This window comes from Ensifer sp. Root142 (genome assembly GCF_001426785.1).
GTDB lineage: Bacteria > Pseudomonadota > Alphaproteobacteria > Rhizobiales > Rhizobiaceae > Ensifer > Ensifer canadensis.
The window spans coordinates 533641-550003 of sequence record NZ_LMFK01000034.1 but is presented as its reverse complement, the minus strand read 5'-3'; the positions used below and the strand labels follow the sequence as shown (position 1 = coordinate 550003).

Genomic DNA, 16363 nt, shown 5'->3' with positions numbered 1-16363 from the left:
CTAGGCACCAAAGTCTGAAAAATGACTGGACTTAGGCAACTGGCCAAGAGGCATCGGACCAGTTGATTATTAGCAAATTAGATAAAACGAATGTTTCTGTCGACGATGTGCGGGCAACACCCCGCGCAGCGGGACGATCGACGTCATCAATAATATTTCACCGGTCACGCCAAGCCGCGTTTGCCGGCTTCAAGGGGAGAGTAGAAATGGTTGCCTATATTCGTTCTGACCTCGATTTCATCTTGAAGCAGATCAAAATCGCAGAGGATCACGCGCTCTTCGAGCAGTCGGGTGGCACTCAGGGCAAGTCGCTGTTCGGCCCGAACGGTTCGGTTCCAAGCTACAATGTTTCTTGGGGCCTGCGAACGGTTGACGGCACTTATAACAACCCGCTTCACCCGGAATGGGGTGCGGCCGACAATGAATTCCCAGAGCCTTTGGGTACCGATTTCCGCACGATCATGGTCGACCCCGACGGTCCCGGTCCGGCACCGATGGTCCCCGTCACCTACCAGCCAGGCATCGACAATGACGGCCCCGGAACAGCTGGCCCCGGTGACGTGTTCGACCCCTATGTGCGTACTATTTCCAACCTGCTCGTCGACCAGACACTTGGCAATCCGTCGGCAATTTTGACCGGCCTGCAGAGGGCAGGCATCGTTCCCCCGGAACAGCAGATGGCCGTCACGGCAGCGATTTCGGCGGCCTATGCACCGCTGATCCCGCAGTTCAGAGCTGTCGCGACCGAAGAGCGCGAATATGCGGAAGCGGCGGCGGCGGCATCGGCCAGTCCCGGCAACGCAGCCTTGCAACAGGCGGCAGCCGATGCGCTTGCGGAACTGGACGCGGCACGCGCAGCACTTGATGCTGTCGACGATGGTCTGATGACACTTCTCACAGACAACGGCATCGAACTTGAAGGCGCGAACGTCAAAATCACCAACCTGGCGCCGGACGAAGGCTTGTCTGCCTCATTCAATTCCTGGTTCACGCTCTTTGGCCAGTTCTTCGACCATGGGCTCGATCTTGTCGCCAAGGGCGGCAACGGCACCGTGTTCATACCGCTGATGCCCGACGACCCGCTTTATGTGCCAGGGGGCACGACCAACTTCATGGTGCTGACCCGCGCGACTTTGGCCGGGCCGGGCGCCGATGGTGTGATGGGGACCGCAGACGATACGGACCGTCCGGTCAACAACACGACCTCATTCGTCGACCAGAACCAGACCTATACCTCGCATCCCTCCCATCAGGTATTCCTGCGCCAATATGTGCTCAATGCGGATGGCGTTCCGGTTGCAACCGGACGGCTGATTGAAGGCGTCAATGGCGGGATGGCCACCTGGGCCGACGTCAAGGCCCAGGCAAGAACGATCCTCGGCATCGAATTGACCGACTTTCATGTCGGCAACCTGCCGCTACTGGCGACCGACGCCTATGGCAACTTCATCCCCAACCCGACAACGGGCTTCCCGCAGGTTGTCATGGCCGGGCCACCGCAGTCACTGCAATCGGGCACGCCAACCGCTCCACTCAGCCTGTTTAATCTTGTCGCAGACGGTCCCGACGCCGATACGCTTCCCGATGTACAGCATCTGGCCGTGCGGACCGGTCACGCTTTCCTGGCCGACATCGCGCACAATGCGGTCCCCACGGGTCTTGCCGACGGCGATCTAGAAATCGGGCTCGGCAATCCGGACCAAACGCCGACCGATGGCCAGTATGACAACGAGTTGCTTGACGCCCACTTTATCGCCGGTGACGGCCGTGCAAACGAGAATATCGGTCTGACGGCCGTCCACCACGTCTTCCACTCCGAACACAATCGCCTGGTGCAGCACACCAAGGACGTGGTGTGGGCGGACGCTGCTGACATGCTCACCAATGGTGCTTCGCAAGCGGAGGCCGTTGCATTTCTGAACGAATGGCTGGCTGTCGATGTCACGGAAGTTCCGGCAAGCGCAACTGGGCTCATCTGGGACGGCGAACGCCTGTTCCAGGCTGCCAAGTTCGGCACCGAAATGCAGTATCAGCATCTTGTTTTTGAAGAATTTGCACGCAAGATCCAGCCCAATATCAACGTGTTCCTGGTGCCGGACGGTTTCGACGTCACCATCGACCCGTCGATCGTGGCGGAGTTCGCTCACGTGGTCTATCGCTTCGGTCACTCGATGCTGACTGAGTCCATCGACCGCTTCGACGAAAGCTTCAATGCCGACCATATCGGCTTGATCGAGGGCTTTCTCAATCCGATCCAGTTCAAGAACAATGGTACGGCCGGTGTGGTTGATGCCGATGTCGCCGCCGGCGCCATTATCCGTGGCATGACCCGGCAGGTGGGCAACGAGATCGACGAGTTCGTGACGAGCGCGCTTCGCAACAATCTCTTGGGCCTGCCGCTCGATCTGGCGACCATCAACCTGGCTCGCGGTCGTGACACGGGTGTGCCGACCTTGAATGAAGCGCGCGCTCAGTTCTATGCGGCGACCAACCAGGATGCCCTGCTCAAGCCCTATGAGAGCTGGGTCGACTTCGCTAGCCATCTCAAACACGAAGCCTCGATCATCAACTTCATCGCCGCCTACGGCACGCATCCGCTGATCACCGGCCAGACGACGATCGAAGGCAAGCGCGACGCCGCGATGACCCTGATCTTCAACCAGTCCTTCGGCGGACTGGCGGTACAGGCGAACGCCGAGGACTTTCTCAATGCCACCGGCGCCTTTGCCGGAGGATCGCTTGGCGGTCTCAACGATGTCGATCTATGGATCGGCGGCCTTGCCGAACAGATCATGCCCTTCGGCGGCATGCTCGGCTCGACCTTCAACTTCGTCTTCGAAACCCAGATGGAAAAACTGCAGAGCGGCGACCGCTTCTATTACCTGCAGCGTCTCGACGGCCTGCACCTCTTTGGCGAGATGGAGAACAACTCCTTCGCAGCCATGATCATGCGCAATACCGACGCGACGCACCTGCCGTCCGACGTCTTCTCGACACCCGGCCTCATTCTCGAGATCGACCGGACCAAGCAGTATAATCCCGGTCTCGGCGAGACGGCCGGCGCAGACGGCATCATGGATGACAATCCCGGGACCGGCGTCGACGAAAGTGCCGACAATCTGGGCAATGACCCCCTCGGCGGTGGTATTCTCACACCACTCGTCCAACGCAACAACCCGGCGACACCGGGCGCGGATACCAACTATCTCAAATATACCGGCGGCGACCACGTGGTCCTTGGCGGCACCGAGCAGAACGATATCCTGATCGCCGGGATCGGTGACGACACCCTTTATGGCGACGGCGGCAATGACCGGCTGGAAGGTGGGTTCGGCAACGATATCATCAATGCCGGCGCAGGCGACGATATCATCGTCGACTCCGGCGGTGACGACAACATCAAGGCTGGCGCGGGCAATGACGTCGTCCATGCAGGACCCGGACTCGACCTGGTCATGGGCAATGACGGCCAGGACTTCATCTTCCTCGGCACCGACATGGGATCGGAGGTCTTCGCCGGAACCGGCAACGACTTCATCTACGGCAACAAGAACGCCGAACGCATCCTCGGCAACGAAGGCAACGACTGGATCGAAACCGGTACATTTGACGGTGCGCCTGGCGATAACTTCGATGAAGTCTTTGCCCATGACGGCGTTGACGGACATGACGTGTTCCTCGGCGATGGCGGCTTTGACGAGTTCATCGGCGAGGGTGGCGACGACATCATGGTCGGCAGCGCCGGCCGCGGAAAAATGGTGGGCATGTCCGGCTTCGACTGGGCGACCTACAAGGACAACGCGCGCGGAGTGAACGCCGACCTGTCAATCCCGATCGTGTTCGACGAAGCTCCGGTGTTGCCGGAGAACGCTGCACTCGATGAATACGAATCCATGGAAGGTCTCTCCGGGACGAGGTTCAATGACGTGTTGGCCGGCACCGAAGACGTGGCGGCCGATAGGGCGCCTCTGACCCAAGGCGGGACCACAGGGTATCGCGGTAGCGTGCTCGACGCTGAAGGCATTGCGCTTGTCAATGGCCTGCAGGCGCTGCTTGGCGCCGGCGTCACCTCCTTCGACGGCGGAGACATTATCCTCGGCGGCGACGGCAGCGACCGTATTATCGGCAACGCCGGTGACGACATCATCGACGGCGACAAATGGCTCGACGTACAGATCGGCGTCTATGCCGCCAACGATCCTGAACATACGGGCACGCCTGTACTGCACAACAGCATGACGACGCTCGCCGCCGCCATGTTCAACGGCACCATCAATCCGGGCCAGCTGGCAATCGTGCGAACCATCCGCGATAGCAACGACCAACCTGATAGCGATGGGATTGCAGATATCGACAGGGCGGTCTTCTCGGGTGCCCGTGCGGAATACGACATTGACTTTAATGTCGACGGTACGGTCACGGTGGCCCATGTCGGTGGCTTGGCGACCGACGGCACGGACACCATCCGCAACGTCGAAATCCTGGATTTCACCGACCAGGATATCTCACTGCAGGCGCCGACGCTGGATCTGCATGGCCCCTCGACCTCCACGGCGACAGCGACAGTCGCGCAGGCCTATCGCGATACGTTCACCGCAGCCACCTATACGAATAACAACGGCGCTTCGAACTGGGGAGGCCCATGGGTCGAAGATAACGATACCGGCGGCGCCACAGGGGGTGATGTCAGTGTCAGTCTCGCCGCTGGCAGACTGCAATTCATCGAAGGCACCGATGGCAATGAGACCCTTGCGCGTGCTGTCAATTTGACAGGCATTACCAGGGCGACGCTAAGCTTCAACTACGTCGCAGACGAACTGGATTTCGGCGAGAATGTCGTGGTCGAAGTTCGTAACACAACCAACGGCGGCTGGACTTCGCTTGGAACCGTCGGCGGCAATCAAACGAACGTCTTCACGGCACCAATCCCCCAAGGCTTGATCGGCGCGAATACTCAAATCCGCTTCAGAGCGGCGGGGACTTTCGACGGCGGTGAAAACCTCTACATCGACAACGTCAATATCCAGACCGAGGTCGATACCATCACGCCTGTGCCTGGCGCGCCCGGCAATAACTACCAGACCAGCTATACCGAAAATGCCCCTGCCGTTGCCATTGCGCTTGGCCCTGTCATTACCGACGATGGTACGTCCCTGGCTTCTGCCCGGGTGGTTCTAACCAATGCCAGCGCCGGCGATGCCCTGACGGTGCAGGGCGGCTTGCCGGGAGGCATTACCGCAGCGGTAGACAATTCCGTTGCAGGTCAGATTACCCTGACGCTCTCCGGCACAACCTCGATTGCAAACTATCGCACGGCGATCCAGCAGGTGCGCTACGCCAACACCTCGGAGAACCCGAGCACGGCCGCCCGCAGCATTCAGGTCACCGTCAATGACGGGCTTTTGACCAGCGCAATCGCGACCACGACCGTGACCGTGAACGCCATCAACGATGCTCCGTCCGTCAACACCGACACCGTCATCACCAACGTCGCGCAAGGGGTGAACTTCACGATATCGCACGCGGCCCTGCTCGCCAACGATACCGACCCGGAAGGCGGTGCCCTTACGATCACAGCCGTCAGCAGCCCGGATGGCGTCACTACTCCGGTGATCGGGGCGGGCGTCCTTACCCTCAATGACACAGGCGGCGCAGGCGGCTCGTTCGTCTACACCGCAACCGACGGCGGCCTGACGGATACGGCCCAGGTCAACATCAACCGCGTGATCGGCAACATCACCGGCGGCGCGGCTGCTGAAATCATCATCGGCAATACCGCGGGAACGACGATCACCGGCGGCGGCGGCAATGACAACATCGATGCCGGCGACGGTGGAGACACGATCAACGGCGGCACCGGCAATGACATCATCGACGCAGGTACCGGCAACGACTTCATCAACATGAGTTCCACCGAAGGGTTTGATCGTGTTGATGGCGACGCCGGCACCGACACCTTCCAGCTCACTGGCAATGGTGAGGCAGAAACGTTCCGTATCTATGCAAAGGCAGCTGCCATTGCCGCAGGGGTTCCTGTCACCGGTGCGAATACCGAGATCATCATCACCCGTACAGTCGGGCTGAACACCACTGTTATCGCCGAACTGGACAACATCGAAGAAATCACGGTCAACGCCTTCAATACGACCGCGAACAACGGCAACAACCCGAACCAGCCTGACGGCGGCGGCCCCATCGTTGGTGACACGATCCAGGTGTTCGGCGATTTCAATGCGCCGTTCACAAGCCTCAACTTCAGCACGATCACCATCGACGGCAACACCGGCGACGACACGGTCGACATAACTGGGCTCAGCTCCGAGCATCGGATCGTCTTCAGGTCCAATGGCGGTAACGACACGCTTGTCGGCCAACTGCGTCCCCAGGACGTGATCGAGATCGGGGGCACGCTGACGGACTTCGTGACCACCGAGGCTAACGGCAACGTCACGGTCAGCAACGGCACGAACTCCGTCACGTTCAAGAAATACGAAGGCGGCGGACCGCAGATTACCGGGACGGACGACGATACCGGTGAAACGCCGAACACTCCTGCTCCGTCCGCTGGATCGCCGATCGCCGGCACAGCCAGTGCAGACGTCCTGCTTGGTACGGCAAATGCCGAAACGATCGTTGCCCTTGGGGGCAATGACACCGTCATCGGTGGCGAGGGTGCAGACGTCATCAGAGGTGATGACGGCAACGACTTCATCACGTCCGGTGGCGGCAACGACCTGGTCTTCGGCGGCGATGGCAACGACGACATTCTCGGCGGTGAGGGCAACGACATGCTCTACGGCGATGCCGGATCGGACCGTATCTTTGCCGATGCCGGCAATGACATGATCCAGACCGGTGCCGGCAGCGACTTCGTATCCGGGGGATCCGGCGACGATATCATTGTCGCCGCCAAGGATGATGGTGACGACATCTACTACGGCGATGCCGGCAACGACACTTTGGACATGTCGGCCATAACCGCCAATCTGACCGTTGATATCGGCTCCGGGTTCATGAACCAGGGGAGCGTGTCCAGCAGTCAGACCGGGCAGGATACCCTGTGGGGGATCGAAAATGTCGTGACCGGCTCGGGCAATGACACGATTGTCGCCAATGCCTTCGTCAACGTCATCGAAGGCGGAGCCGGCAACGATACGTTCCGGTTCCAGTCCGAAGCCAATGCTGATGGCGATACGATCACCAGCTTCCAGGCCGGTGACAAGATCGATCTCAGCGGCACCGATGCCAATAACGGGGTGGCGGGAAACCAGTCCTTCACCCTGGTCTCGGGATCGAGCCTGAGTGGCCCGGCACAACTCGCCGTGACCCATGAAACCAGGGCCGATGGCGATTACACCGTCGTCTCGGGTAGCGTCGACAGTGACGGAGCCGCAGAGTTCCGCCTGAACATCAAGGGGAACCACAACCTCACCGGTTCTGACTTCAACTTGTAACCAGCGTTTTCCGGCGCGCCGACCAAGGGCGCGCCGGCTTACTCCATCAAACGCGGATTGGTGAGTATCATGCGCACGAAGACCCCACTGACTGGCACGAAACGTAAGAACGCTGAGAAGCTTACGCAGAGATTTAAAGGAATATTCCTCTTCCTTTTCATCACCTCCGGAATCATCAACATTCTGGCGCTGACCGGTTCCTTCTATATGTTGCAGATCTACGACCGGGCTTTGACCAGCGGCAGCATCCCAACCCTTCTGGGGCTCTCGATCCTTGCGATCGGGCTCTATCTGTTTCAAGGGCTCTTCGACATCATCCGCTCACAGGTACTGGTGCGCGTCGGCGCAAGGCTCGACGCAAAGATCGCCCCGCTGGCGCATGAAGTTGCGATCGACATGCCCCGTTTCGGCTTCTCCACGGCAGAGGCGCTCGAGCGCGGCCGTGACGTCGACACCGTCAGGGGATTTCTCGGCAGCCAGGGGCCGATCGCCTTTTTCGACCTTCCCTGGATGCCGCTCTACCTGATCTTCGTCTACATGCTGCATCCCTATCTCGGCGCCCTGACATTTGGCGGCGCCTTTGTCCTCACGATCCTTGCCATCCTGACCGAAGTGATGACGCGCAGATGGGCCGCCGCCACGCACAAGGCCGGTATTGAGCGAAATGCCATTGCCGATTCAAACACCCGCAATGCCGAGGTGTTGAAGGCCATGGGCTTTGCGCCGCGTGCGGTCAGCCGGTTCAATGTTGCCAACAAGGAGCATCTGGCGCTTCAGACCCGGACAAACGACATCAGCGGCACCTTTGGGGCGATTTCCCGGGTGCTTCGGATGGTGTTGCAATCGGCGGTTCTGGGGCTGGGGGCGTGGTTGACGATCCAGGGGGAAATGTCTGCCGGCGCCATCATCGCTGCATCCGTTGCTTCGGCGCGTGCTCTTGCCCCGGTCGATCTTGCTGTCGGCAACTGGAAGAGTTTCGTCACAGCACGAACCGCCTTCGCTCGCCTCAAGGAAACGGTGGTCGCATTGACGAGTACCGTTGCGCCGATGGACCTTCCTGCGCCCGCTAAGACCTTGAAGGTCGAAAAGCTCACGGTTGCAGCCCCCGGTTCCGGCCGGGTTCTTCTGAGCGATGTCAGTTTCGACATCGAAGCCGGACAGGTTCTGGGCATCATCGGCCCAAGCGGCGGCGGCAAGACCACGCTCGCGCGAGCGCTGACCGGGATCTGGCCACCGCTTCGTGGTGGTGTGCGGCTGGATGATGCGGAGCTGACCCAATGGTCGGACAGCTGTCTCGGACAGCACATCGGATATCTCCCGCAGGACGTGGCGCTCCTGGATGCCACGGTCGAGGAAAACATTTCCCGCCTTGATCCTGATGTCGACGCACGGGCAATCGTGGAAGCGGCACAAACCACCGGCATTCACGAAATGATCGTGCGTCTGCCGGACGGTTACCGTACGGCGCTCGGGCCTCAGGGGGCATCCCTGTCTGCCGGTCAGAGGCAGCGGATCGCGCTTGCACGGGCGTTGTACCGCAATCCGTTCATCGTCGTCATGGACGAGCCCAACTCCAATCTCGACGGCGAGGGCGAGTCCGCACTGACGCAGGCCATACAAGCCGTTCGCGCCCGCAATGGCATCGCCATTGTCATTGCCCATCGCCCGAGCGCGCTTACCGCCTGCGACCTGATTGCCGTGGTTCAAGGCGGCAAGCTGGTGGCTTTTGGGCCCAAGAGCGAAATCCTGAAACCAGCCGCGATAGGGGACGCCGGTGGCCGACCCGCACTGCCCGCGCGCATGACGTCAAAGGTGTCGGAATGATCGAGGCGAAGGGAACAAAAACGGTCAAAGAGGAAGACCCGCACCAGCGCTACAGCCTGAAAAACGAGGATGCGCCGTCAAGAGCGCCGGCTGTCATCGCGATGTTCTTGACGGGCTTTGCGCTTTATCTGAAGAGCGCCTTCAGCACGGCGTCGGAGCCCGTTGAGGAGCTGCCTCCGCCAACCAAGGAGCCGCAGGAAGATCTAGCCCCTCCGCAGTTGGTGGCGGAGAACAAGCCTGACGAGGTCAAGGACGAGGAACCGGAAGCGCCGGCCAAAAAGAAGGCTGGCGGCGCCATGCGCAACTACAATAGCCAGAACGAAGAAATGGATGCCGTTGATATTCGATCGCCCTCATTCCGACCGGACGATTTCTCGACCTCGATGTCTGAACGGTGGGAGCTGGAAAGCCCCTCGCCCGTCTTGAGGGCGTCGAACGACAATGTCGCGTCGGCGCCGTCTGTTGCCGGCTCTCCCGTCAAATCTTTCCCGGTAAAGGATAGGGAAGACGACAAACCGGGCGATGACGACGATGACGATGATGACGACAACGAAGATAACGACCCCGTTAACCGCGCACCGCGCGTGAACGGCTCAGTCACGCTGAAGGATGTTTCCGGTTGCGCTGCGGTCGTCATCGGCCTTTCGGATCTATTGCGCGGGGCGTCCGACCCGGACGGCAACTTGCTTTCTGTCAGGGATATCACGGTGACATCCGGCACAATCACTAGGACCGCCGAAGGTTGGCTCTACGATTGGACCGAGCTTGGTCCGGTCACGATTACCTACCAGATCACAGATGGCCAGCTTTCGATTACCCAGACTGCGTATTTTTCCGTGGTCAACGCCCCGCCGATTGTCGGGACCCTGGGTGACGATCTGCTGCTCGGCACCAATTGCAGCGATGCCATCGACGGCAGGGCAGGCGATGACAGCATCGATGCCCGAGGTGGTGCCGATACGGTGGATGGTGGCGACGGCAACGACAACATCGTCGCGGGCGGGGGCAACGACATCATTTTCGCAGGGATCGGAAACGATGTCGTCTTCGGCGGAACCGGTGACGATCAGATCCATGGCGGCAGCGGCAACGACCGTCTGTTTGGCGAGGAGGGGCGCGATATTCTGTCTGGGGACGAGGGAGACGACGCCCTGCATGGAGGCGCTGACGACGATCTGGCCTTCGGCGGCGACGGCAACGATTTGGTTGCCGGCGATGAAGGCAACGACGCCATCGACGGCGGCAGCGGCGACGATCGCCTGTCCGGCGGTAGCGGCAACGATACTCTGCTCGGGCAAGCGGGCAAGGATCATCTTGTCGGGGACGAAGGCGCGGATGTTCTGGTGGGGGGCGGCGACGAGGATATCGTCATGGGAGGTGCTGGTAACGACACGATTGCGGGCGAAGGGGATCTCGTATCGGACCAATATGACGGCGGCGACGGTTTGGACACGCTCGATTATTCCAGCGTGTCACGATCGATCACCATCGACCTCAGCGAAGGCAAAGCATCAGGTGAAGAGATTGGCGACGATACCATCACGAATTTTGAGGTGGTCATGACCGGTCAGGGGGATGACAGCGTGACCGCCAGCCTTGGGGCCGAGACAATCGCCACCGGAGCCGGCGACGATACGGTTAAAGATGCAGGAGGGGATCTTCTCCCCGATCTTTACGATGCCGGAGATGGCACCGACACGCTCGATTATTCCAGCTTGTCACGGTCGATCGAGATCGACCTCAGCGAAGGCCAAGCCTCGGGCGCAGAAATCGGCGAGGACACCGTCGCGAATTTCGAGGTGGTCCTGACCGGTCAAGGCGATGACAGCGTGATCGGCAGCGACAACGCCGAGACGATCGTCACGGGGGCCGGCAACGATACCATTCACGACGGAGCAGGCGCGGATGTCGTTTCGGCCGGAGCGGGAAACGATACCGTCATGGCCGCGGCCGACAGCGCCGACGATCATTATAACGGCCAATCGGGTCTGGACACCCTGGATTATTCTGCGGCAACGCATGGGGTTGTCATCGACCTTGAGACCGGCATCGCGACCGGTGTCGATATCGGAACCGACGTTGTCACGAGCTTTGAACAGATCGTGGGCAGCGCCCAGGCGGATGTCTTCCACGTCGGTCAAACCGCGTTGATCCTTGAGGGAGGCAGCGGCGATGACGTCTTCCGTTTCAATATGCCGGCCGGCTCGTCGACCAGCGACGCCATCCATCACATCCTCGATTTCATGGTCGGGGACCGCATCGAGATGTCGAGGTATCAGATCTTCGAGGAGATCGTCGATAACCTCGAGGACCATTTCGAGGCTGTCTATGGCGAAGATGTCGATGAAGACGCGCTTCCCATCAGAATGCGGCATGAGGGGACAGAGGAACATGGCGTAACGCGGATCGAATTCGATACCAACAACGACCAGGAATACGAGGTGGCTGTCACTTTGAGCGGTCATCACATGTTGGTGGTCGTCGAGACCGCTCAAATATAATCCCGGGGGGAAAACAAAATGCTCAAATCACAACGAAATCCTCCAGCCATCGGCGACGATGAGGCAGACGCCGCGTTCCCGGTAACCTTCCGGGTTATCGTCGGCGCCATGCTTGGCGTTCTGCTTTTTGCCGGCGCCGGCGGATGGGCTGCCACGGCCCAGCTTACGGGCGCGATCGTTGCGGCGGGAATGGTCAAGGTCGATCAGAACCTGAAGGCAATCCAGCATCGTGACGGCGGCATCGTCAGCGAGATCCTGGTCAAGGAAGGCGACGCCGTCAGAAAAGGCGACATCATGCTGCGGCTTGACGACGTGCAAACCCGAGCGGAACTGTCCATCGTCAAGAACCAGCTTGTTGAACTGGCGGCGCGAAAAACGAGGCTTGTCGCCGAACGGGACAACGCGGCGGAATTGCAGTTTGGAGCAGAACTCAGTGAGGCAATGAGTGTGGTTCCGACGGTCTTCATGGGCGAGGCGCGGCTTTTCTACGGGAACCGCCAGAACCGGGAAAGCCAGAAGCAACAGCTCCAATTGGGAATTTCCCAATTGGAAGAGGAGGTCAATGGCTTGAGGGTTCAGCTCACCGCAAAGCAGGACGAACTGGCGCTGATCAAAACCGAGCACAAGAAGATCAAGCGCCTCACCGACAAGAACCTGCTCGAGACCTCCCGCAAGTACATCATTGATCGCGAAATGGCGAAGATCACCGGCGAGTACGGCGAGATACAAGCCAACATCGCGCGCTCCAAGGCCAGAACCAGCGAAATCGAGCTTCAGATCATCGCCATCGACGAGGCCGCTCGGACCGAAGCACAGCGTGATCTAACGACCGTCGAACAGAAGATCTCGGAGTTGAGTGAACGAAAGGTGGCTGTCGAAGATCGATTGCAACGCACCGATATACGCGCCCCTTTGTCGGGAACCGTGAACGAGCTTTTCGTCCACACGATTGGTGGGGTGATCACGCCGGCGGAAAAGCTGGTCACGCTTGTCCCGACCGACGCTGCACTTAAGATCCAGGCCCGGCTTTCTCCCACCGATATCGATCAGGTGTTCTCCGGTCAGGTGGCGAAGCTTCGCTTTTCGGCTTTCAATCAGCGCACTACTCCCGAACTCTCCGGACACGTCACCTATGTGTCGGCCGCTACGAGCAACGACCCAAGTTCCGGTGAGACATACTACTTGGCGGATATCGGGGTTGCCCAAGTGGAGTTGGCCAAGCTTGGTGACAATAAACTCTTGCCCGGCATGCCGGTGGAGGTCTTCGTTTCAACGGAGCAAAGAACGGCACTGTCGTTCCTATCGAAGCCGCTTACCGACCAATTCAGCCGGGCCTTTCGAGAACAGTGAACAAATTCGCATCTTCCGCACAGAGACATGATGTGCCTCGTGCGGGAACTGGCCATCCCAGGGCTGTTTCCGCGACATCCTTGGGATGGCCGTCTGTCGCCGGACGGTCATGACCGAGCGAACGCATTCGTTTCGGACGCGCACGGATCATTCTCGACGCTTAAGAAACTCCAAAGTGGCCACCGCAACATCGAAGTTCCTCCTCAAACACGCAGGGCGAAGCCGCCAGTGCCACTGGTAAAGCTGCTCTGCATCTTGATCGTCATCCAGACCTGCTGTCGGACGTTCGGGCAGTGTGCAAAGTCCGGCTGACAGGGTAGCGGCTTGCTGAAGATCGATACTCCGCAGCTTCCCCCCACCCGCCGACATTAACCGCGAGAGGAACCAAACGCGCCCGAAAATGTTTTTGTCTCGCGAGGATGCGAGCCGTTCCAAGACGTGACAGCACGGTGAACACGGGCGCGTAATCCTTGTGTTGCCATGAGCAACGATTGGCAGGCGAGCCTGCACGCATCTGATCTGCACTCAAGGAAGTCGGTGGGGATGGCGGACGAGACCGGGGACAGCGATGGCCAGCGACAAGCTTTCGACCTACAAACAGAAGCGCGATTTCAAGGTCACCAAGGAACCAAGCGGAGCGGGCAAGCTCAGCCCTTCCAATCGACGTCGCTTCGTCATTCAGAAACATGACGCCACCCAGCTGCACTACGATCTTCGTTTGGAGCTCGACGGTGTCTTCAAATCCTGGGCTGTGACCAAGGGGCCATCGCTCGATCCGCAAGACAAGCGCCTTGCGGTGGAGGTCGAGGATCACCCGCTCGACTATGGCGATTTCGAAGGCACCATTCCGAAAGGCCAGTATGGCGGGGGCACTGTCATGCTGTGGGATCGCGGTTATTGGGAGCCGGAAGGAAATCGGACGCCGGAAGAGGCGCTGGCCAAAGGTGATTTCAAGTTCACCCTTGAGGGCAAACGGCTCCACGGCAGCTTTGTGCTCGTGCGCATGCGTCATGATCGCGATGGTGGAAAACGAACGAATTGGCTCCTGATCAAACATCGTGACGATTTTTCGGTCGATGAGAACGGAGCGGCTGTCCTTGAGGAAAACAACACCTCAGTCGCCTCCGGACGCTCGATGGACGCGATCGCGTCGGGCAAAGGCAGAAAGCCAAAGCCCTTCATGGTGGAGGGCGGCGCTATTGGGGCCGACGCGGTGTGGGACAGCAACCACGGTCTTGCCGCCGAGGAACGCCAGGCGGGAGCGGGGAGCCGAAAAAAGTCTGTGTCCGCCAGACGCCCGAAATCCAGAATGCCTGATTTCATCCCACCGCAGTTATGCGAAACACTGGAGCGCCCTCCGAACGGCGGTGGCTGGATCCATGAGATCAAATTTGATGGCTATCGCATTCAGATGCGGGTCGAGAATGGCAAGGCGACTTTGAAGACCCGCAAAGGTCTCGACTGGGCAGCCAAATTTGCCGCCATCGCCAAGTCGGCAGCAGCTCTGCCTGATGCCATCATCGATGGTGAGATCTGTGCTCTTGACGAAAAAGGAGCACCCGATTTTGCTGCCCTTCAGGCAGCACTTTCCGAAGGCGAGACCGATGCCTTGGTCTACTTTGCATTCGATCTCCTGTTTACCGGCGATGAGGACCTGCGAGAGCTCGCGCTGACACAGCGGAAAGAACGGCTCGCAGCGATCCTGGAGGATGCGGGCGACGATCCGCATCTGCGCTTCGCCGAGCATTTTGAAACCGACGGTGATGCCGTGCTGCGATCTGCCCGCCGTCTTTCCCTTGAGGGCATCGTTTCCAAGAAAGCGGATGCGCCGTACCAGTCCGGCCGCTCCGACACATGGGCGAAATCCAAATGCCGCGCAGGTCATGAAGTCGTCATCGGCGCCTATGCAACGACCAACGGCAAGTTCCGTTCTCTCCTTGTTGGCGTCAATCGTGGCGAGCATTTCGTCTATGTCGGCCGGGTCGGGACAGGCTATGGCGCAAAGACCGTCCAAACGCTGTTGCCGAAGCTGCAAAAGCTAGAGGCCTCCAAGTCACCCTTCACTGGTAACGGGGCGCCAAAGAAGGATCGGAATATCGTTTGGCTCAAGCCGGATCTCGTTGCCGAGATCGAGTTCGCCGGCTGGACGGCCGATGGCCAGGTGCGGCAGGCCGCATTCAAGGGCTTGAGGGAAGACAAACCCGCGGGCGAGGTGAAAGCGGAAAAACCGGCGTCACCGTCAAAGGCTGCCGTGTCCGATCCTTCGACGGTAAAGCCAGTACCAAATCGTATTCGCAAGGGCGGGAAGGCCGAGGTCATGGACGTGCTGATTTCCAGCCCGGAAAAACCTCTATGGCCGGATGGTGGCGATGGGAAGCCGGTGACCAAGGTTGAGCTTGCCCAATATTATGAGGCGGTCGGGTCCTGGCTGATCGATCATATCAAAGGGCGGCCCTGTTCGATCATTCGCACTCCCGACGGCATTGGCGGCGAGCAATTCTTCCAGCGACATGCCATGCCGGGAACATCGAACCTGCTCGAACTGGTCACCGTATTCGGTGACAAGAAGCCCTACCTGCAGATCGACCGCGTCGAGGGGCTTGCGGCGATCGCCCAGATCGGTGGTGTCGAACTGCATCCCTGGAATTGCGAGCCCGGGAAACCGGAGGTCCCCGGCCGCCTGGTGTTCGATCTGGACCCGGGCCCCGAAGTCGAGTTCTCCACCGTCATTGACGCGGCTCGGGAAATTCGCGACCGGTTGGCAGAACTCGGGCTGGTAAGCTTCTGCAAGACGACGGGTGGCAAGGGACTACACGTCGTGACGCCGCTCGCCGTGTCGCGACGGAAGAAATTGAGTTGGGAAGAGGCGAAGGCTTTTGCCCATGATGTCTGTCAGCGGATGGCCCGCGACAATCCAGATCTTTACCTGATCAGGATGGCGAAGAGCCAGCGCGAGGGCCGCATCTTCCTCGACTACTTGCGCAACGACAGGATGTCGACCGCTGTTGCGCCCCTGTCGCCGCGGGCGCGCCCCGGCGCCCCGGTGTCGATGCCGCTCAACTGGACGCAGGTCAAAAAGGGTCTCGATCCCAAACGCTTCACGATCCGGACCGTGCCAGAGCTTCTGAGAGCGGGGACCGCTTGGCAGGATTATTGTGAAGGCCAGCGCTCGCTGGAGCAGGCGATCAAGCGCCTGAGCAAAACGAACAGGGCTGCGGCGTAGTCATCCGCCGA

Annotated in this window: 5 protein-coding genes; all 5 read left to right on the top strand. The window is 59.8% G+C overall.

The genetic code is table 11. The annotated features are described in order from the left end of the window. The first annotated feature begins 206 nt into the window (after positions 1-206). The 5 genes from ASD52_RS27285 (at position 207) to ligD (ending at position 16352) form a co-directional block, all read left to right on the top strand. Positions 207-7454 carry a peroxidase family protein gene (locus ASD52_RS27285; RefSeq protein ID WP_057226059.1) on the top strand — a complete coding sequence of 2416 codons (7248 nt, stop codon included), beginning with the start codon at positions 207-209 and terminating at the stop codon, positions 7452-7454. A gap of 69 nt (positions 7455-7523) precedes the next feature. Beyond that, entirely contained in the window at positions 7524-9278 is a 1755-nt protein-coding gene (locus tag ASD52_RS27280) for a type I secretion system permease/ATPase (protein ID WP_057226055.1), read from the top strand. Continuing rightward, positions 9275-11779 (top strand): cadherin-like domain-containing protein, encoded by a 2505-nt coding sequence (locus ASD52_RS27275; RefSeq protein WP_057226053.1) that lies wholly within the window; start codon positions 9275-9277, stop codon positions 11777-11779. The genes ASD52_RS27280 and ASD52_RS27275 overlap by 4 nt, the downstream gene beginning before the upstream one ends. Before the next feature lie 18 nt (positions 11780-11797). Further along, complete coding sequence (locus tag ASD52_RS27270; protein ID WP_057206988.1) at positions 11798-13129, top strand: HlyD family type I secretion periplasmic adaptor subunit; 1332 nt, start codon at positions 11798-11800, stop codon at positions 13127-13129. A gap of 568 nt (positions 13130-13697) precedes the next feature. Continuing rightward, on the top strand, positions 13698-16352 hold the full coding sequence (gene ligD, locus ASD52_RS27265; RefSeq protein ID WP_057226051.1) for a DNA ligase D: 2655 nt from the start codon (positions 13698-13700) through the stop codon (positions 16350-16352). Positions 16353-16363 lie beyond the last annotated feature (11 nt).